18 protein-coding genes and 3 pseudogenes are annotated in these 18,717 nt (G+C 59.1%); 14 read left to right on the top strand and 7 right to left on the bottom strand.

Annotation, left to right across the window (positions count from 1 at the left end; genetic code table 11):
- Window positions 1–46: 46 nt before the first annotated feature.
- Window positions 47–922, bottom strand: a complete 876-nt coding sequence (locus tag NKH13_RS29425; RefSeq protein WP_352916238.1) for a MurR/RpiR family transcriptional regulator — start codon at window positions 920–922, stop codon at window positions 47–49.
- A gap of 198 nt (window positions 923–1,120) precedes the next feature.
- On the opposite strand from NKH13_RS29425, the gene NKH13_RS29420 reads away from it, so the two are divergent.
- On the top strand, window positions 1,121–1,303 hold the full coding sequence (locus tag NKH13_RS29420; RefSeq protein WP_126092905.1) for a hypothetical protein: 183 nt from the start codon (window positions 1,121–1,123) through the stop codon (window positions 1,301–1,303).
- 123 nt (window positions 1,304–1,426) lie between these two features.
- Window positions 1,427–2,440 carry a SctD/MshK family protein gene (locus tag NKH13_RS29415; RefSeq protein ID WP_352916234.1) on the top strand — a complete coding sequence of 338 codons (1,014 nt, stop codon included), beginning with the start codon at window positions 1,427–1,429 and terminating at the stop codon, window positions 2,438–2,440.
- A gap of 152 nt (window positions 2,441–2,592) precedes the next feature.
- On the opposite strand, the gene NKH13_RS29410 is transcribed toward NKH13_RS29415, so the two are convergent.
- Entirely contained in the window at window positions 2,593–2,835 is a 243-nt protein-coding gene (locus NKH13_RS29410; protein WP_352916231.1) for a hypothetical protein, read from the bottom strand.
- Here NKH13_RS29410 and NKH13_RS29405 point away from each other — a divergent pair.
- The 4 genes from NKH13_RS29405 to NKH13_RS29390 are packed head-to-tail and all read left to right on the top strand — an operon-like array spanning window position 2,819 to window position 7,237.
- On the top strand, window positions 2,819–3,205 hold the full coding sequence (locus NKH13_RS29405; RefSeq protein ID WP_352916229.1) for a tetratricopeptide repeat protein: 387 nt from the start codon (window positions 2,819–2,821) through the stop codon (window positions 3,203–3,205). The two genes, NKH13_RS29410 and NKH13_RS29405, sit on opposite strands and share 17 nt — an antisense overlap.
- A complete protein-coding gene (gene sctV, locus NKH13_RS29400; protein WP_352916226.1) occupies window positions 3,202–5,370 on the top strand; it encodes a type III secretion system export apparatus subunit SctV in 2,169 nt (722 codons plus the stop codon). The genes NKH13_RS29405 and sctV overlap by 4 nt, the downstream gene beginning before the upstream one ends.
- Before the next feature lie 40 nt (window positions 5,371–5,410).
- Entirely contained in the window at window positions 5,411–6,775 is a 1,365-nt protein-coding gene (locus NKH13_RS29395) for a type II and III secretion system protein family protein (RefSeq protein WP_502914594.1), read from the top strand.
- 12 nt (window positions 6,776–6,787) lie between these two features.
- Window positions 6,788–7,237 carry a hypothetical protein gene (locus tag NKH13_RS29390; protein WP_352916220.1) on the top strand — a complete coding sequence of 150 codons (450 nt, stop codon included), beginning with the start codon at window positions 6,788–6,790 and terminating at the stop codon, window positions 7,235–7,237.
- A gap of 83 nt (window positions 7,238–7,320) precedes the next feature.
- Here the strand turns inward: NKH13_RS29390 and NKH13_RS29385 are convergent, their stop codons facing one another.
- Window positions 7,321–8,130, bottom strand: a complete 810-nt coding sequence (locus NKH13_RS29385) for a tetratricopeptide repeat protein (protein ID WP_352916217.1) — start codon at window positions 8,128–8,130, stop codon at window positions 7,321–7,323.
- Between the two features lie 78 nt (window positions 8,131–8,208).
- On the opposite strand from NKH13_RS29385, the gene NKH13_RS29380 reads away from it, so the two are divergent.
- The 5 genes from NKH13_RS29380 (at window position 8,209) to NKH13_RS29360 (ending at window position 12,235) form a co-directional block, all read left to right on the top strand.
- Window positions 8,209–9,249 carry an EscU/YscU/HrcU family type III secretion system export apparatus switch protein gene (locus NKH13_RS29380; RefSeq protein WP_352916214.1) on the top strand — a complete coding sequence of 347 codons (1,041 nt, stop codon included), beginning with the start codon at window positions 8,209–8,211 and terminating at the stop codon, window positions 9,247–9,249.
- Between the two features lie 220 nt (window positions 9,250–9,469).
- Window positions 9,470–9,769 (top strand): 2Fe-2S iron-sulfur cluster-binding protein, encoded by a 300-nt coding sequence (locus NKH13_RS29375; RefSeq protein WP_352916211.1) that lies wholly within the window; start codon window positions 9,470–9,472, stop codon window positions 9,767–9,769.
- A gap of 304 nt (window positions 9,770–10,073) precedes the next feature.
- Complete coding sequence (locus NKH13_RS29370; protein WP_352467387.1) at window positions 10,074–10,730, top strand: Crp/Fnr family transcriptional regulator; 657 nt, start codon at window positions 10,074–10,076, stop codon at window positions 10,728–10,730.
- Window positions 10,731–10,741: 11 nt separating this feature from the next.
- Window positions 10,742–10,948, top strand: coding sequence for a hypothetical protein (locus NKH13_RS29365; RefSeq protein WP_352467388.1), 207 nt, complete (start codon window positions 10,742–10,744; stop codon window positions 10,946–10,948).
- 528 nt (window positions 10,949–11,476) lie between these two features.
- Window positions 11,477–12,235, top strand: coding sequence for a LuxR C-terminal-related transcriptional regulator (locus NKH13_RS29360; RefSeq protein WP_502914312.1), 759 nt, complete (start codon window positions 11,477–11,479; stop codon window positions 12,233–12,235).
- A gap of 74 nt (window positions 12,236–12,309) precedes the next feature.
- On the opposite strand, the gene NKH13_RS29355 is transcribed toward NKH13_RS29360, so the two are convergent.
- From NKH13_RS29355 to NKH13_RS29345, 3 genes and pseudogenes are all read right to left on the bottom strand, one after another.
- Window positions 12,310–12,576, bottom strand: coding sequence for a hypothetical protein (locus tag NKH13_RS29355; protein WP_023678646.1), 267 nt, complete (start codon window positions 12,574–12,576; stop codon window positions 12,310–12,312).
- 327 nt (window positions 12,577–12,903) lie between these two features.
- Window positions 12,904–13,734, bottom strand: coding sequence for a LuxR C-terminal-related transcriptional regulator (locus NKH13_RS29350; protein WP_352916207.1), 831 nt, complete (start codon window positions 13,732–13,734; stop codon window positions 12,904–12,906).
- 171 nt (window positions 13,735–13,905) lie between these two features.
- A pseudogene (locus NKH13_RS29345) lies at window positions 13,906–14,128 on the bottom strand (transposase); the annotation flags it as partial.
- 580 nt (window positions 14,129–14,708) lie between these two features.
- On the opposite strand from NKH13_RS29345, the gene NKH13_RS29340 reads away from it, so the two are divergent.
- The 3 genes and pseudogenes from NKH13_RS29340 (at window position 14,709) to NKH13_RS29335 (ending at window position 18,240) form a co-directional block, all read left to right on the top strand.
- Window positions 14,709–16,424, top strand: coding sequence for a right-handed parallel beta-helix repeat-containing protein (locus NKH13_RS29340; protein WP_352916205.1), 1,716 nt, complete (start codon window positions 14,709–14,711; stop codon window positions 16,422–16,424).
- Between the two features lie 272 nt (window positions 16,425–16,696).
- A pseudogene (locus NKH13_RS35755) lies at window positions 16,697–16,839 on the top strand (IS481 family transposase); the annotation flags it as partial.
- Window positions 16,840–17,205: 366 nt separating this feature from the next.
- Complete coding sequence (locus NKH13_RS29335) at window positions 17,206–18,240, top strand: NAD(P)H-dependent flavin oxidoreductase (RefSeq protein WP_352916202.1); 1,035 nt, start codon at window positions 17,206–17,208, stop codon at window positions 18,238–18,240.
- A 114-nt stretch (window positions 18,241–18,354) separates the two neighbouring features.
- Here the strand turns inward: NKH13_RS29335 and NKH13_RS29330 are convergent.
- Window positions 18,355–18,579 (bottom strand): annotated as a pseudogene (locus NKH13_RS29330) (transposase domain-containing protein); the annotation flags it as partial.
- Window positions 18,580–18,717: the final 138 nt, after the last annotated feature.

Genomic DNA, 18,717 nt, shown 5'->3' with positions numbered 1-18,717 from the left:
GCAGCCTGGCTGCCGTCACGCCCGCCCGATCGCAGCCTTTCGGATGTTATCGAGGGGGCTTCCAAAAAATGCCGAAAGCAGCGAGCTGCTCTTCCGACCGTTTTACCCGTTCTGCGGCGTTCGTTTCAGACTGCGCTGCCGCCAGTGCCGCCAGAATTTCGACGGCGGCGAACGCCGGCGCCATGCTTCGGAAGAAGGACTGCGAATTTGACGTAACGATAATCGTTTCCCGCGCGATCTGTGTCAGCGGCGACACGCTGCTGTCAGTGATCGCCACCACGCTGATGCCCTGCCGAGCCGACTGTCGCGCAATGTCGATCGTTGTGCGCTCGTAGGGCGACATGCCCACCGCAAGAAGTACCGCGCCGCGTCCCGCGTGCTGGAGGCCATCCAGGCCCGGTCCGGCCATCTCGCCGACAAGCGTCACCTTGCAATCGGTGCCAGCCAGTAGCGACATGACTTGAACGAAGTGGCTTGCGACCGGATAGGCGGCGCGCGAGCCGACCGCGAACACATCGCGTGACCGGGCGAGCAGACCGGCTGCCGCGATGAGCTGCATGGCGCTGCCGTACTCGCCAAGACTTGAGATCTGGGCGGCGAGCGTGTCGGCAACGACGCCGGCAGTCGAATATCCCGGATCGCCATGCTGTCCGATATTCTGTCGCGCCGGCTCGCGCGCGATGGTCTCGCGCAGCGCGCGCGCATAAAGGCTGCGCATGTCTTCGTAGCCTTCAAGGCCAATCCATCGCGCCAGCCGCATCATCGTGCTGTGCGAAACGCCGGCTTGGTGCGCCTGCTCGCGCATCGACATCAGTGCGACATCTTTGGGATGATCCAGCACGAAACGTGCGGCGACCCGCAACTGCGGCGGCATAGTCTCGAACCGTTCGACCAAAAGCTCGGCCAAAGGACCTTTTTCCATTCTGAAATACCCCATTCACCCACCTGCCAAGGTACTCCTTGAACGCGGAAGACGCAACAGTTGGAACCGAAGTGTCTCAAATATTCCAACTGGACTTTCATTTTCAGCCATGCTGCCTTAAGCTGCCTTCGCAACCTCCGGACAGCAGCGATGTGAGTCCGGAGTTTGCAAATTGGATAGTCCCTCAAGGAGACAATGATGGCTGCTACCCCTCCCATTACCTCCGGCTCTGCAGGGTCGCCGGAACAGAACCTGGACAAGATGATCAAGCACCAGGAGCGCATGTTTGGCCTGGAGATCACGAAAGAGATCGCGAAATCCCAGCATGACATGCTGATGAGCACCGCCAGAACACTCGGCCAGTCGGCTGAAAAGGCCTAAGGCGGCGGATTCTCGAACCATGCGCCGCCGCAAGCACCCGGCGGCGTACTTGCACGGCGCAATTTTTTCAGCGCCGTCATCAGGCTGCGTTGGAAATGGTCATTCGGCGGGAGATGAACTGGCATGACCGCTCGTCCTATCAGCAAACGTCTGGAAGCAGCAGTGCCGGCGCGCCGACTCCGATCGATCATCGCCCCCTCCCCGGGTACCGGACATTCCGTAGCGCTGATCGTAACCCACGGATTTCACGCCGGTGCCGAAGTCAGCCTGGTCGAGCCAGAATATACGATCGGCTCCAGCACCGAGTCGGACATTGTCCTGCGGGATGCCGGTATTGCACCGATTCATGCAAGGCTGCGTCGCAAGGGCAGCCAAGTTGAAATCGAAGCCGTCGGCGGCGATGTCGTATTGGCCACGAGCGAGACCATCCGTGAGGGACATGGCAGCCGCTGCAGGCTGCCGCTCACCATAAGCCTAGGCGAAGCGCGCATCCGGCTGGTCAGCCTGGAACGCGCACCCAATCGATGGTCTTTTGGGTATTTTGCCAATCGTCCGCTGCTGATCGCCAGCAGCGTTCTCTGTGCGGTTCTGGCAGTTTCCGTCGCCGCGAACGGGCTCTCGTTCGCCAAGCAAGAGATTGGCACAAAGGCGTCCTCCCAAGACGGGCAAACAGTCAAAGTGGCTTTCGCCGGCAAGACAGGCGAAAAAGTCCTGGACGCTTCATCGCCAGCGCAAATCCAGACTGCCGCCGAAGCGGTAAGTCAGCTCAAATTGCGCCTCGAGCAATCCGGCATAATCACATTAACGGTTCTGCAATCAGACGGACGCCTCGTGGTCTCGGGTATGATCCCGAACGACAAGAGTGATGTCTGGGCAGAGACGCAATCCTGGTTCGATCAGTCGTTCGGCGCTCACCTTCCCCTCATCTCCAACGTCATGGTTGGCAATGCGCAGCAGGCGCCGCGCCTGAGGCTGCAGGCGATCTGGTATGGCGAGCGGCCCTACGTCATCGCAGCCGATGGCGCGCGATATCACGAAGGTGCATTCACCAACGACGGTTGGGCCGTCAAACACATCGGCGAAACCGAACTTCTCCTGACTAAGGGCGGCGCCTCGGTCGCGCTGAAATATCCGTGAACCGCCGGCTTGAAGCGGCACGATTCGACACGGCACGGATTGACACGGCGGGCCGCGACGGGCGGCAGGCGGAAAATGTGCGTGGCCAGGCCATCAGCCGGCGACGGACAAATGGGGTCGGTAAAGCAGCCAACGGTGCTCAGGGAGCGAGATCAGCCGCTGGTGCAGAAGGGCCGGAAACGGCGGAATTCCAGGCTTCTCAAGGTGCGGCCGGCGAGTCGCTCGACGAGATACTCGCCAATTTCGTCATGCCCAATATTCCCGAACCAGCTATCCTGCGGCGCTCCGTGCCTATTCTCCAGCACCTTGTAACGCACCTCGTCCCAACCCTTGAGGGCGGGGAGCAACTCAAGACGCTCGCCAGAACGCTGATGGAGGATGAAATCGAGCGTCATCGCGATCTGCTTGGTCGCATGCAGGAAGGATCAAACTCTGACCGACCCGCGTGACACCGTGCATCTTTTGCATGTCCTGGGCTATCTCTACGGGTGCCACGGGCAGGCAAAGCGGGGCGCGGCCTACCTGCTCATTGCTGCACAGCTCTCGCCGGGAAATGCCGGCGTCCTCAGAACGTTGGCCCACCTTCTCATACTCGATGGCGAGGCGGAAAAGGCGCTTGCCACGATTGCCAGGCTGGAGACCTTGGAAGGAATGGATCATCCGGTGCTTACATTACTGAAGAGCCGCGCCTTGCTCGTGGCCGGGCGAAAGACGGAGGCGCGCAGTACCTTGCTTAGCTTCCTGTCGCAACGAGGCGTCCGATGACCGTCTCGGAACGCCTGATGCAATTCCTTGCCAGGCTGTCACGCCGCAGTGATCTGGTCATCGCCATTCTGATGCTCGTCGCCGTGGTAATGATGCTCATTCCATTGCCGACGTTTCTTGTCGACAGTCTCATCACCGCAAACATCGCCATCAGCGTGCTTATTCTGCTGGCCTCATTCTACGTTTCTCATCCGCTCCAGTTTTCGTCACTGCCGTCGGTCATCCTCATCGCGACTTTGTTCCGGCTGGCGATCACGATCACGACCACGCGACTCATCCTACTCCAGGCCGACGCAGGCGAGATCATTACCGCCTTCGGCACCTTCGTCGTTGGCGGCAGCATTGCCGTAGGCCTCGTCATCTTCCTGATCATCACTGTTGCACAGTTCATCGTTGTTGCGCGGGGCGCCGAACGCGTCGCCGAGGTGGCCGCGCGCTTCACGCTCGATGCGCTGCCGGGCAAGCAGATGAGCATCGATGCCGAGCTGCGCAACGGCGACATCGACCAGGCGGAGGCACGCCACCTGCGCCAGCAACTGGAGCGCGAGAGCCAGCTGTTTGGCGCAATGGACGGCGCCATGAAATTCGTCAAGGGAGACGTGATTGCAGGCATTGTGATCATTTTGGTCAACTTGATCGGCGGTTTCGCAGTCGGCACGCTGCAGCACGACATGTCGCTCGGCGACGCGGCTGCGACCTACACGTTGCTCACCGTGGGCGATGGCCTGGTGGCGCAGATACCGGCACTGCTCGTCGCTGTGGCCGCCGGCACAATGGTGACGCGCGTCGGCAGCGCGGATGGAACGGGCGATCTTGGCCAGCAAATAACCAGCCAACTGCTGCGCGACTCCCGCGCGCTCGCACTCGCCGCCGTGATCATGGTCGGCCTTGCCATGGTGCCGGGCTTCCCCTCCATCATGTTCCTGGTCCTTGGTGCCTGCTGCGGCGCCGGCGCCTATGCAATCAATCGCCGCACCGCCCAGGAGTCCGAGCCTCAAGACATCGGCCATACCGCCTCGCCTGCACAGCGAGGGGATTCCGCGTCGCTTTCGGCAATCTCCACCGCAACACTGTCTCCATCCTACCGCGTCGTGGTGCGCTTCGGAACCGAGCTCGCACGCTTAGTCCCGGGGGCCGAATTTGCCGCGCTCGCCGACGGCGTGCGCCGTGAGCTCTTCGGTGATCTCGGTGTCGACGTTCCGGCCATCGGCATGCAGGCCGACGAGACGCTTTCGCAACGAAGCGTCCGCGTCGATCTGGAAGGTGCGCCCATCCTGGGTGCTGAAATTCCTACCAACCGTGTTCTTGTCGAAGCGGACACCACGCATCTCGATCTGCTCGAAATACCTTACGAAAAAGGTTCTCCGATTGCCGGTCTGCGCAAATTCGTATGGGCCGATGACAGCTACCTGTCAGCACTGAAGGAGGCCGGCTTTGTCTTCTCAACGCCGGTGCAAATAGCGGCCAAATGGACCGGCCATGCACTTCGCCTTTATGCCGGCCATTTCGTCGGGATTCAGGAGACACGCAGGCTGCTCTCGGACATGGAACCGGATTTTGCGGATCTGGTCAGGCAGGCGCAGGAGACAGTGCCGCTCCAGAAGATCGCCGAAGTGCTTCGCCGGCTCGTCGCCGAAAACGTCCCGATCCGCAATCTGCGGCTTATCCTCGAGGCACTCATCGAATGGGGCCAACGCGAACAGGACGTCCCCTTGCTGACGGAATATGTCCGTACATCCTTGAAGCGCCAGATCAGCTTCCGCTTCGCCGGCCCCAACAACATCATCGCGGCCTATGTGCTGCAGCGGTCGGCCGAAGATATCCTGCGAAACGCGGTGCAAAGCACATCGACCGGCACCTTCCTGAACCTGTCGGACGATGATGCGCAGGCTTTGGTCACCGAAATCGAGCGAGCCCTGTCGCAGAACGCCACCGATGTTTCGCCGGTCGTCCTCGCCGCGATGGATGTACGCCGTCACATGCGCAGCCTGCTCGCACATAATGCCATCGAGCTTCCGGTCCTGTCCTTCCAGGAACTCGCACACGAATTCAATGTCCAGCCGCTGGCCACGATCGCTGGCCGCCCCGGCAAAGCCGGCGCGCGCGTCGTCTCCCATTCGCTCCCGTCGGCTCAGGCGAACGCCGCACAGGAGGCGCCCTCCTGACGCCAGCCGGACGGACGGACATTGGGGATTCAGGAGAGAAATGGCAATGACCACCCACAACACCGCGGCAGACGTAGGATCAGCCGCTTTCGCCCGGCGGGCAGATTTAGGCCGGTTGGCTATCGCGACTATTGGCGTCCTGCTGGCGTTGCTGCTCACACTAGCCGATGCGACGGCACAGAACATATCACCGTTGCCGAGCAAACCAACGGTCCGCTTGCCGGTCGGACAAGGACGCTTGTTGCGGTTCAATGAACCGGTCGAATCCGTGCTGATTGCCGACACCACGATCGCGGACCTTCAGGTCGTGTCGCCGAGCATGGTCTACGTGTTCGGGCTCAAACCCGGCCTGACCAACCTCATTGCGATCACGGCCGATGAACGGATTGAGGCAACAGCCCAGTTCCGCGTCACCGCCGATGTCACGCCTGCTACCGAGGCCAAGCAAGCAATGCAGCCGGGCTCGGCGACAAATCTCCACATTTTCGGAACCCGTATCGTTGCAACAGGCGAGGCGCGAGGCGTTGATGAGGCAACGGATCTGGACAATGTCGCCCGGACCTTCTCGCCGCCGGAACAGCCGCCGCTGAACAACATGACCGTGCAGGGTTCACAGCAAGTCAACATCCGGGTTCGCTTCGCCGAAGTCTCGCGCACGGAACTGCAGTCCTACGGCGTCGACTGGTCCGTTGGCTACAGGAGCGGCGGCTTCGAATTCAACATGTTCCAGGACAACGGTGTGCCCTCGGGCAACGGGAATTTCGGTTTGAACATGGACCAGGCGCATGGCCTGAACTTCGACATTCTGATCGAAGCCCTGCAACGCAACGGCATCGTCAAGATACTGGCCGAACCGAACCTGACGGCCATGACCGGTCAGACGGCAAGCTTTCTCGCCGGTGGCGAAATTCCGGTTCCAATCCCGCAAGGAACCGACGTCGTCACCGTCCAATACAAGCCCTTCGGCGTGTCCCTCGGCTTCACCCCGACGCTGATCGGCCGTAATCGCATCGCGCTCCATGTCCAGCCGGAAGTCAGTTCGTTATCTGAGACCGGATCCGTAAGCGCCAACGGCTTCGCCATGCCGAGTTTCGTCGTGCGCAAGGCCGACACCACGGTCGAAGTGGCGAGCGGTCAGACATTTGCGATTGCCGGCCTTTTCCAGCAGCGGACTTCGCGCAATCTGGAAAAGTTTCCGGTGCTCGGCGATGTACCGGTGCTTGGCCCGCTTTTTCAATCACAGCGTTTCCAGCACGAAGAGACCGAACTGGTCATTTTGATCACGCCCTATCTGGTGGAACCGGTGCGCGACAGCCTCGCCACGCCGCTTGACCGTCCGGCAGCCAAGCACCGCAGCCGCAAGCACGCCAATGACGCGTCGGCGACGGGTCTGATCATCAAGTAACGAGGACCGGACATGACATCGCCCATCGGATTTTTCTGCGTTATTCCAGCGCTGGTCCTGGCCGGCTGCGCGAACAGCCCGCAACAGCGGCAGGATTATTCGCCCGGCTACAACTATGTTTCGACGGATGCAGGCGGCTCCGAGAAAAGTGTCGGCGGCTCAGTTCTTGCTCCCGATGCCTGTCTGGCCGAGCCAGCCGACGACGACAACTCTGCTGCCAAGACGAACCTGACGATCGTCTCCGGCGTCGGCTCCCATCTGCCGCCCGGTTGCGCCAATGCCTTCAATCTTCAGCGTATGTCCGAAAGCCAGCGTGATCTCGTAGAAGGCCGCCGCATGGGCCCGGCGGCGGCCGCACCGACCGCGCGCGCGGCCCGTCGCTACCTAGATGGCGAGGAGGCTCCGATAGGCGGCGCCAACAGCGCGCCATCGGTGCCGCAAACAACGCTCCCAGTCGAGTGAGCCGGCGCGGTATTCGCCAGCGTAGTGTCACTCTGCGCGTCGCGCTTGGCGGAAGGCCGCTTCAGGCCCTCCGGCCCAATTCGCTAGCCGAGGATGGAGCCGAGCGCCTTCGCTTTGGCCTGAGTGCTGCCCTTCAGCCGGATGGTTCTTGCGCGGGCAAGCAGGGTGGCGACCTCCTTGGTCGTCAGGCCGATTGGCGGCGAAGCCTTGACCTGGTCGGCCTGGCCAAGAAGCCCGTACACCACCACAATGTTGCGCTTGTGGTGCAATTGCGCGTTGGGGGCCGCGGCAATTTTCTGCACCAGCGGCAGCGCCGCGGCGGAATTGTCCTCGAGCGCAGCCGCCAATGCCATGTTGGTCTCGACGTCAAGATCGCCCGGCGCAAGTCTCAACGCCTGGCCGAAAGTCTCCTGCGCCTGCCCTGTCTGCCCGGCGAAAGTCTGCGCAACGCCCAATCGATTGTAGGCGCTGCTGGTGTTGACCAGCGGCGCCGCCTGCGCAAGCGCGCGCATGCCTGCATCGATATCGCCTGCCTCTATCATCGCCGAGCCAAGCCCAAGCATTGCTCCGCCGTCATTGGGAGCTTTGGCGAGCGCGGCCTGATATGCTTTAGCGGCGTCGGCGGGATAGCCCGCCCGCATGTAAGCATCGCCCGTCTTGACGAACGCGCTCGCCTTGGCGTCCGGCATTGCTGCTGCGCGCTGGTAGAGCGCGATGGCCGTATCACTTTCTCCACGCGCATCAATATCGTCGGCAAGTTTGATCAGGCGCTCGGATTGAGACGATGGGCCTTGTGCCTTGGCCTGCACCGAGCCGGTTTTGGTCGTCTGGCAACCGCTCAGCGCCAGCGCGACGACGACCGGCAGGAATACGACACGCAACCGCAAATCCACCTCTCCGTATTCAAGCCCGTCCCACCTTACACAGGGCATCGGCCGACTGGAACCACGATAGTGCGGTAAGATTGCAACATGGCCGAAGAAGCTGAGGAAAAGAAACTACCGGCGTCCGATAAGAAGCTTCGCGACGCCCGCCGCAAGGGCCAGGTTTCGCAAAGCCGCGACCTGGTTTCCGGCTTCACTCTTTTCGCAGCGCTTGGCTATCTCTATTTTTGCTGGCCGCTGCTCTTCAAACATCTTTCGGAACTCGTGGAGACCGTGACGGTGCCCGGCGGCTCCTTCGAGGAGGTCAGCCTGCGGGCCATCCACCACTCGTTCTCATTGCTGATGCTTGCTACATTGCCGCTAGTCGGGATCGTTGTGGTTTTCACCGTAGCCTTCGGCATGCTGGCCACGTTCGGGCCGGTCTTCTCGTTCGAGCCGCTCAAGCTGCAGTTCGATCACATAAACCCGGCGAAGGGCCTTCAGAAGATCCTGTCGCTCCGCAACGTCATCGAGTTCGCCAAGGGCCTCGTCAAGGTGGTGTTCCTGGCAAGCCTTTTCGTATTCATCCTGATCGCCTGGCTACAGCCTCTCTTCGATGCACCAGGCTGTGGTCAGGCATGCCTGGAGCCTATCATCAAGGCGGTGATAACACCTCTCGGAATTGCCGCCGCCCTGGCCTTTGTCGTCATCGGCTTGATCGATGTTCCTATTCAGCGCTGGCTGTTCCTACGTGACATGCGCATGACGACGACCGAATACAAGCGCGAACACAAGGACCTCGAAGGCGATCCATTGATCCGCCGTGAACAGCAGCGACAGCGGCGCGAAGCAGTGATGCAGCCTGCGAAGCTGGGTGTGAAAAACGCGGTCATCGTCTTGGTGTCAGGCGACCGCGCCGTGGCGTTGCGCTACGTCAAGGGCGAGACGCCTGTGCCGACGGTTGTCGGCAAGGGTCAGGGACGTGCGGCCGAAGATATGATGGCTCAAGCGCGCGAGGCAGATATCCCCATAGTCGAGGATGCCGTCACCGCCCAAACGATCTTCGAAGATGCGAACATCGGGTCTTATATCGGCCAGCACATGTTTTCCCCGGTCGTCCGCCACCTCGTCCGGCACGGGCTCACTTGAAGCCAAAATCCTGCGATTGTCCTTGTATGCCAGTCTAGCCCTGTCGGCTGGTGGAAGTGAAGCGGCGGTCCGCTGGTCGCGCATCCGTCAGCGTCAAGGCGGCTAGCAAGCCGTTCCAATGAGGAGTTTCGATATACGCACCATGCCGCCCGATCCGCAGCTTGCGTTCGTTCGGGTTGAATAACGATGAATTATCGGCACGACATTCGATCGGGGCGTCATGGAGTCTGAAAACAGCGTTCTCGGGTACATTATCGCGACAAGGCCACGGGCGGCCCCGAAGCGGTCTCGACACCATCATTGCACCCAGCGGGAAACCCTGCTGGAAGCTGCGCGCCAATGTGGCGTTTACGTCCCCACCGCTTGCCAGCAGGGAATTTGCGGTACGTGCCGGATCGCCAAGCTGTCCGGCGAAGTCGTCATGGATGACCTAGGCGGGCTGACATTGGACGACAAATCGGCAGGCTACGTCCTGGCGTGCTGCAGCCGCCCGCAAGGCGACGTTTTGCTTGATTTGTAACTGTCACATACCGCAGTGTAATCGGGGCAGCCTGGCCGTTACTGCGCCGCGAGCGATTAGCGTTTCGGAGCCTGTTGTCCGGCCTAACCGCGAGACTTAACCACCTTGAACATCCTAAGTTAAGCGCCGTTTACCTCATTCGAACAGACGAGGACAATAGGCCAACCCGCCCTTAGGGTAAGAGGTCGTTCTGTCGATTTATCCGGGAGATACCATTGTCAGTAGTGTGGAAGCAGAAGCAAACTTGCGAGTCTCCATGCAGTCACTATTGCAGTTCATGTGCTCTCATCCCATAGGGGGGACGTTGTCGAAGAATGAGTGGGGGAACAACAATTTTCTCGGTGCTACAGCAAAAATCTATAAACCCCATTCGGTGATATGCCGCCAGGAGGACGACAACAGTGAGATATTCATTGTAAAATCGGGTTGGGCCATACTTTATCACGCACTGCCGGACGGAGAGCGGCAGATCATAGACACTCCCCTCAAGGGGGACGTCGTCGGTTTCCGTGGCTTGGACGGACCCCATCTTGCGTCGCTGGCGTCCATAACCGAACTCGCTGTTTATGAAATTTCCAGTAAGGAACTGGTCGAGGCCATCCTGTCGGAAGGCCGAATCGGGAAGAAGATCGCCTGCTCGCTGGCGCGCCTGAACGCCATCCTTGCCGAACATCTCATGAATACCGGGCGGCGGAACGCGATGAGGCGTACCGCCCATTTCCTGCTCGAGTTGGAGGAGAGGCTCTCCATGGTTGGGCTGTCGGCCCATGGAAGATATGAGTGCCCCCTTGCCCAGCATGAACTGGCCGACATCCTCGGAATGACCACGGTTCACGTCAACCGAACGTTAAGGGAGCTCCGCAAGGCCGATCTCGTCTCTTTCAAGTCAGGCCATGTAGAGGTGATCAACCGCAAGAAGCTGGTCGAAACAGCCGGATTCGACAGCGAGTATCTCAGGTAGCGGCTATCTCTTTGAACGCCAGCGCATGGACATCAAAATTTCCGCTGAAAACGATCATTCCGTCGCCGGAACAGTTCGAGACGACATTTACGGAGGGCTGGTCGTGCGCGGGACACCTGGTAGAGCTTGGTATGTCTCGAGACAGCGGTATCCGGCTCGAGGCGGTCGAAGGTTGGGCCGAGCGGAACGCAACCCCGTTCGTGCTGACCAAAGTGTGACAGGCGAGATCATCATGACCGCGGCAACTCGGCCTATCGCACCGAGGACGGCGTGCTGCCGAAATATGCGCAGAGGCCCTTTACTACGGCAGACCCATCGGGTGGGCTCGAACTAAATTGTTGAGCCACGGCGATCACCACTGTGCGCTAACCGTGTCAACGGCACCCTCTGGTCTACCGCTGAATCGCCGCAGGCACTAGCCGATCCACGTTCGGCTGCTGGGCTGAAGATGGCTAAGTGGTCCGATGCATGCGTCTTCAGGCAGATTGCAGCCCTTTGGGCCTAGCTTGGCGTGATTCCCTGAAAATTACGAAAAAAGCAACCTATGTTAGAGACTGCTTATAAATAAACCCTACACTTACCCAGGTTGGGTCTCGCCGGGGCTCAGGGAGCTGAAAACGACGCAAATGGGGTAATCGAGTCTCGACCTTTCACAACGCGCAGTACCAAACTTTCACTGCTAGAGAATGCGGAAAATTATGTCGGTCAACGCAAGGCGGCTTGTGTGGGAAAGAGCGGGTATTGACATGGGTGCCACGGCAGGACTGCACAATTACACTTCGGCCAATCGGTCCGGAGTCCCGTCCGGCGGAACGGGAATCGTCCACGGGCAGACAGGCAGGGAATGCCTCCTCATCTTGGACGGAAGGGCTCTAGACCGCGAGTGTCTCGCATCGGCTCTCGTGGACCACGAACTCGGCATGGATGTCGCCGCCTTGGGTTCCATCGAGGAATGGCGCGTCAGAAAGAGCTCGGCCCCTCCCCTTGCAGCCATACTCTTCAACCTTGGCAGTCGGAAGGTCACCGATCGTGGCATCGCTGACGAGATCAGGCATATTTCGTGCGAGTTCAAATCAGTCCCTGTGGTCGTCCTGGCCGACACCGAAGACCTTGCCCAGATGCTGACCGCTCTCGAATGCGGTGCACGCGGTTACATTCCGACCTCTGTTGGAATCGATGTCTGCGTCGAGGCTATCAACCTGGCGGCAGCGGGAGGCATCTTCGTGCCGGCGAGCAGTGTCCTTGCTATGCGGCACCTGATAGATTCGGGTAGCCGCGACACGCACCCTTTGGCAGGCATGTTCACGCTTAGGCAGGCCGAGGTTGCGCAAGCGCTCCGGCGCGGCAAGGCGAACAAGATGATCGCCTACGAACTGAATTTGCGCGAAAGCACGGTGAAGGTCCACATCCGCAATATCATGAAAAAACTAAAGGCGACCAACCGCACGGAAGTCGCCTGCAAGGTCAACGATCTTCTCGCAGAAGGAACTCTGGCTGACGAGTGAGCCCAAGCGTAACACTGCCCACCTTGCGTGAGTCCCGCGGCCGTATTCGACTTTTGCCCCAGCTGAACTGCTATCTAAGCAGACTCGGGGAAGGTGTGTCTTCCTACCCATCTTATGGCCTCCTCGATCGTATCGAAATTCTTGTGCTGCCCGCTCAGCAGCCCGAATCCTGTCTCGAGGAACCATTTGCCTTTGGTGGAGTAGGCTTCCTCGTCGATCTGGGTAAGGACCGCCACCAGTTGGTCGCATTTCCAAACCAGGAGGCCGTATTCTCCGCCTTCAACCGTTCCGATCCGGGCTTCGCTGAACGACAAACCAGAAACAGTTTTTGTTTGGCCCATTTAATGAAAAATCCCGTCAAATTCAAAATGCCAGTAAAGATCCGTCATTCCTGTGTTTTTTATCAATCACGCACAGAGTTCAAACCGTTAGAGGCGATCTAATTCGTGATCCACCGCTGTTGAGTACAGAGGACAACGGGCAAAAAACAACCGGATCTAAGACGGGTCGTGGTTACACTGGCGGGATCCATATGATACGCCCCCGTGATGCGGTTTCCACCGCGCCTCTTCGGCCATCGCCCGGAATGATTTGAGCCCATGCGTTCTTGATCGGGAACGAGGCTTCGGCAAGTGAATGCACCAGCCAGAACGAAGATCTGTCGCAGGTCATATAGGCGGACGATTGTCGAAAACGAGGTATCCATTTTTTGCTTCAGGTAGATCATGCCGATGGTGAGACCGCTGAGGTACCACCGTGTCGTTCCCCGACGCGCCGTTGCCAGACGGTGGAGTAAGCATACCATGATTCATCGCCCAAACTGCAGCCTGTGTTCGGTTGCGGACCCGAATCTTTCGAAGTATGGCTTTGACGTGTACCTTCACCGTAGCTTCGGCAATGTTGATTTCGCGCGCGATGGCTTTGTTTGACTCCCCTTCGATCAAACGGCGCAGAATACAGTTCTCGCGATTCGACAAAATTACCTTTTCTTGATCGCTACTCTCTACTTTATCTTCCACCTTTGGTAACTCATCAGCTATCGGTTCAGCTGTCGGTTCATTTTTCGAACCTTGCCTTATATCTTGAATAATCATCGAAGTTTCCGCAGGTAGTACCGTTTGCCCAAGCATAACCAATTCGAGAGCTTTGATGAAGGTATCGTAAGCAGCGATCTTTGTCAGATACCCGTCAGCCCCCGCACGAAAAGCTGAGACTATATCGGCCGTGCGACAGTGATCAGCCAGCGCAACGACATGGCTGGCTGGGTAAATCGCCTTAAACTCAACAATTTGCGCGAATTCAGCTTCCGCATCAGCACCGCCGATATCTATGATTAGCAAGATCGACCGGTGATGCGGTAGCGGCTTTTGCAAAAGATCGTTAACAGAAGCCGTAGAGAAAAGAATACAAAAATCTTCTTCATTCAGGATTCGACTTAGACCTTCTCGAAGTAACTCGCTCGGCCCGACAAGCACGGTTATGAAAGATTGCCTTGTCATGATCGCTTCTCACCCGGCGCGATTGGGATACACGCGTCGATTAGGTGCTCCACGCGCCAACCGCACAGTTTCTTTTTTAACTTTACGCCAGGAAAACCGTACACCAAAATACCCTCTTTAGGCGTAGGGCAGCATCATCGAGGCGTATCCCGACCCTTCAATCTGGGGCTTTTCGACTGGGTTCAGTTCCGGTGAGCGCGGCGGCAGGAGCGTCAGGGTGATGTTGTCCGGCACCTTGAGTTTCGGCGTCACATGCGATCCAGCCTGATCAGGATGAGTACCGCATGCGCGCCGTCGTCGACGCTCCGGCTGATCTCGGCGAGGTGCTCCCGCATCGCCTCGGTATCGCAATAGGGAGGGCCCGCGCCCTTCCCTTCCGGGGGCAGACGGCCCCGCTGGTCGAACCAGTAGGGGAATTTCACACGGTAGCTTTGCCAGTTGCTGCGAGTCCAGCAAGGCTCGTCAGGCGTTTCCAGTTCGGCGATGTCGCCAAGCCGCTCACCATATTGCGCCGCAAGTTGCCCCCGCCGCGTGATGAATGCGGGAAGCCGTTGCAGTTGTTCACGCCGATGGCAGCGTGCAGGTCGGTCAGGCCGTAATTTTAGTCAAGTGCAGGATAGCCCTCGTAGATCACCTGTTTCGAGCCGTGGCGGTAACGCTCATTCTGTGTTGGCCGACTAGGATGCATGACGTTGTCTCCTGCTCTTCGGGGGTAAGATCACACGTGATCCGAGACACTAGACGACATTTGCAATTCGAGGTAGGTGCAAGTTTGAACGCAGCGCCGATCACCCGGGAGAGTCTCAGTATAGCCTTATCCGCGCCGTATTATGGTCATGAAGGTTAGCATTATATCTCAAAATGAAATTTCTGGTTGTATTGCCAGAGTTTCGTTAAGACGATAGATACTCATTTATTGTCGATTAATGTCCTTCGGGATACTTATGGTTACTAATATTTAACTGGAGAAACACATGACGACCGAGGCTCCCATTTCCACCGCTTCCGCGTCGGCGGGTCTTACCCACACCACCACACCGATCAAATCCGAGTATGATGGCCAGGTGATTGAAAATCTTGACATCTACGTCACCAACGGGGACGCGGTCACGATTACGCACGACAATGTCATCCTGCGCAATTGTCTTATTCATCACGTCGGAGGCGACGGGGTGATGGTATCGGGGGCAAACGGCGTCACGATCGAGAACACCGAGGTCATCAACGCCGACCCGCCGGCGGGAATCGACCCCGAGACGAGCCCGGACATCAACAACATCAAGGCAGAAAACGCCTCGAATCTGACCGTTTACAACACCACGGTGCGGGAAGGCTCGACTGGCATCTATCTCGTGAACTCGCCCGGCGCGGATCTTTCGCACGTCGATGGCTACAACTTCCATGGCCCAATGCCGCGCGGTCAGTTCGTCCAGTTCAACAACTCGGGCAATAGTTCGCTAACCGACTTCTATGCCGTCAACGACGCCGGCAGTTCGCATCCTGAGGACATCGTCTCGGTATACGGCAGCCCAAATACGACGATCTCGAATGGGGTGATCGACGGCAACAACTCTCAGACCGGCGTGGCCGTTATGTACGAGAACGGATCGACCGGCGGCAGGGTGGATCACGTTGACGCCATCCATCAGGGCAATGGCGCGTTCTCTTCCTACGCGAGCGATGTGACCTTCGATCACACGAGGTCGTTCGACGGTATCAATGAGGATCAAGGCCGCGGGCTTCCCTCGTCGAATGGACTGATCTGGAATGTAAGCTCCGGCGGGGTCAGCATCCTGAACTCGACCTACACCAACCCTGGCAATCCCAACAACATCATTTGGGACGCGTCAAAGGCGGTCGTAGCCGACGTGCACGAGGATCCCACGGCCACCCCAGTGGCACACGTCGACAACCAGTTCACCTGGGACTACGCAGCGGATAGCTCGACCGACACTGTCACGGACGCGAGCGTCACTCCCCCAACCACTAGCACGACCGAGACCGGGTCTGGGACCGGGACTGTCGTTCCTTCCGGCAGCACCAGCGATGGCACGTTGTACGGCACCAGCGGCGCCGATATACTCCACGGAACCAGCGGCCACACCATGATCGGCTATGGCGGCAACGACACCTACTATGTCGATAATGCCAACGAGAAGGTGGTTGAGGCGGTGGGCGGCGGCAACGACAGTGTGCTCGCCTCGGTGAGCTATGCGCTTTCGGCCGGCTCGGAGATCGAGCTTCTCGCCACCAACAACGCGTCAGACACGAAGGCAATGGCCCTCACCGGCAACGAGTTCGCCCAGACCATCCAGGGCAATGCCGGCAACAATGTCATCAACGGCGGCCTCGGCGCCGACGTCTTGACCGGCTACGGAGGCCACGATGCCTTCTCCTTCAATACGGCTCTTGGAGCCGGCAATGTCGACAAGATCACCGACTTCAAGCGCTCCCAGGATACGTTCCATCTCAGCGATACCGTGTTTGCCGGGCTTCAGTCGGGAGGGCTTCCGTTCAAAGCTTTCTTTGTTGGTGCAGCCGCGCATGACAGCTCCGATCATATCATCTACAACAGTGAAACCGGGGCTCTCTCGTTCGACAATGACGGGGCCGGCGGCGCATCTCAAACACAGTTCGCCACCCTTTCTCCACATCTGTCGCTCACCGCAGCCTCGTTCTATGTGACCTGAAGGACTACGCGGGGAACTTTAACATCCCGCGAGGGGCTGCCCGGGCCAAACAAGGACTGGATAAACAGTCTCTCAAAGCCATGATCCCGAACCGAAGGTCAGCGTACCAAAAGGGGAGCCCGGTTTCGGAGAAGATCACGCTCAATGGAGTTCCATCCCGATGTCATCGGGATGGAACAGACTCGACTTGTGAGCTTTCCGTAGTTGTCCATGCGGACCGAGCCGAGGAGACTGGAGTTACCAAGCTTCAGCACTCACCGGAGGGGTACTAAATGAACATCCACAAGAATGCCCGTCTGACGCCGTGGCGTCGAGAGGAACTGGCTCTTTCGGTCATCGAGCGACGTCTTTCCTAAGCCTTGCGGCGCAGGCCTATGGTGTGTCGAAGCGAGCGGCCTGTGATGCTGGTCGATGGCGTCGATGTGCCGGTGGTCGACCCAACCTGGCTTCGACGCGAGATCGGCGTCGTCTTGCAAGAGAACGTGCTCTTCAACCGAAAGCGGTGTGCCGCTCACACCTTGGCGGGATAATTCCGGGATTATGTAGATGCCACCCCCGCCGGCCGCGCCCGGCGGCAGCTTTGCGGCCAGCAATGGAAGATCGTTGACCTTCGAAATGCGCTACTACCGGTCGTTGACATTAGGCTCGAATGTCAAGCAATAATATCCGCAGCGGACCACGCGGGATCGCACGTCCAAGAACACGTAGACCGTAGCGTGGCATTGTCGCGAGTGCATTCGAGCGCGAGTGTTCAAGCGCGTTCAGAAAACGAAGCACCTTCATGGATGCCGACGGACCGATTGTCACTCCTCTCACTCGCCTGCTCGGTATTCGCCATCCAATCGTGTCGGCCCCGATGGGGCGTGCATCACGGCCGGAACTTGCCGCAGCAGTGACCAACGCCGGGGGCCTCGGCGGGCTTGGGTTCAGTTGGGACAGCCCGCAGCGCATCGAAGAGCTAGTTGGTGCCGTGCGGCGGCTTACTGATGATGGTCCCTTCCTCGCCAACTTCGTCCTTGAATGGGATCAGCACCAGAGGATGGAAACTGCGCTATCGGCCGGCGCTCGGATCGTCTCTTTCTTCTGGGGTGACATCGCGCCCTACATGGATCGTGCAAAAGCCGCGGGTGCGCTGGTCGTTCACACCGTCGGGACTCCGGAAGAGGCGCGTAGATCAATTGATCTCGGTGTGGATATTCTGGTCGCGCAGGGCAATGAAGCCGGTGGTCACGTCTGGAGCCAGCTATCAACCATGGTGCTCGTGCCGCTTGTTGCCGATGTCGCCGGGAAGGTGCCCGTTCTCGCGGCTGGTGGAATTGCCGATGGGCGAGGCCTTGCTGCGGCTCTCATGCTGGGCGCGTCAGGTGTATGGCTCGGCACACGGTTTCTTGCTTCGACTGAAGCGGCTTGTCACGCCGATTACAAGCGGCGTCTCATCGAAGCTGCCGCGAGTGACACGATCGAGACCACTCTTTTTGACGGAGGCTGGCCGGATGCACCGAGCCGCGTGCTGCGGAACCGCACGGTCGAGGCATGGGAAGCGGTGGGGCACCCCGAGTCCGGTTCGAGACCTGGGGAGGGCGAGGAGATTGGCCGCACTCCCGATGGCAACCCAGTGCGGCGCTACTCGTTCGCCAGCCTTCTCAGTGGAGGTCAGGGGGAAATCGACGACTTCGCCATTTACGCGGGCGACTCCGTCGGATTGGTGCATGAGATTCTACCAGCGTCTGACATTGTCAGAGCCTTGATCGAGGATGCAGCACAGATCATGGCGCAGCGAGCCGGGCATTGCAGCGACTGCTCGACAAAGGGCTGAGAGGACGGCGTGGGTGTAATTCTGAGGGGAGATTGAAGCAGTCGTGGCATACGAAGCGACGATCTTGTGGCGTCTGCTACATTATTCCGGATAGTCCCACGGTAACCGCTGTTCTCAGGCCACGGCCTTTAGCTCGGGCTTGTTGACATAGGCCCAAGGCAGGAGATCGTCGATCTGGCTGTTGGGGTGGCCGTTGACGATCCTGGTGAGGACATCGGCGAGATAGCCCAGCGGCTCAACGCCGTTGAGCTTGCAGGTTTCAATCAGCGAGGCGATGACGGCCCAGTGTTCGGCACCGCCGTCAGAGCCTGCGAAGAGCGCATTCTTGCGGTTGAGCGCGAAGACCGATTCATTATGCACCTCCTTTTCAAATAGCGGAAAACAGCGATTCCTGGTTGTCGTCGTGGATGCGATGCGGAGTATTGCGCGCCAAATCGGCCTTGATCCGTTCGTCTTCGAGGTCGCTGGCGCGGATCT

Source organism: Mesorhizobium sp. M1348 (assembly GCF_040317925.1).
GTDB lineage: Bacteria > Pseudomonadota > Alphaproteobacteria > Rhizobiales > Rhizobiaceae > Mesorhizobium.
Note: the sequence above shows the minus strand (reverse complement) of the source record. Positions and strands in the feature narration are given on the sequence as shown.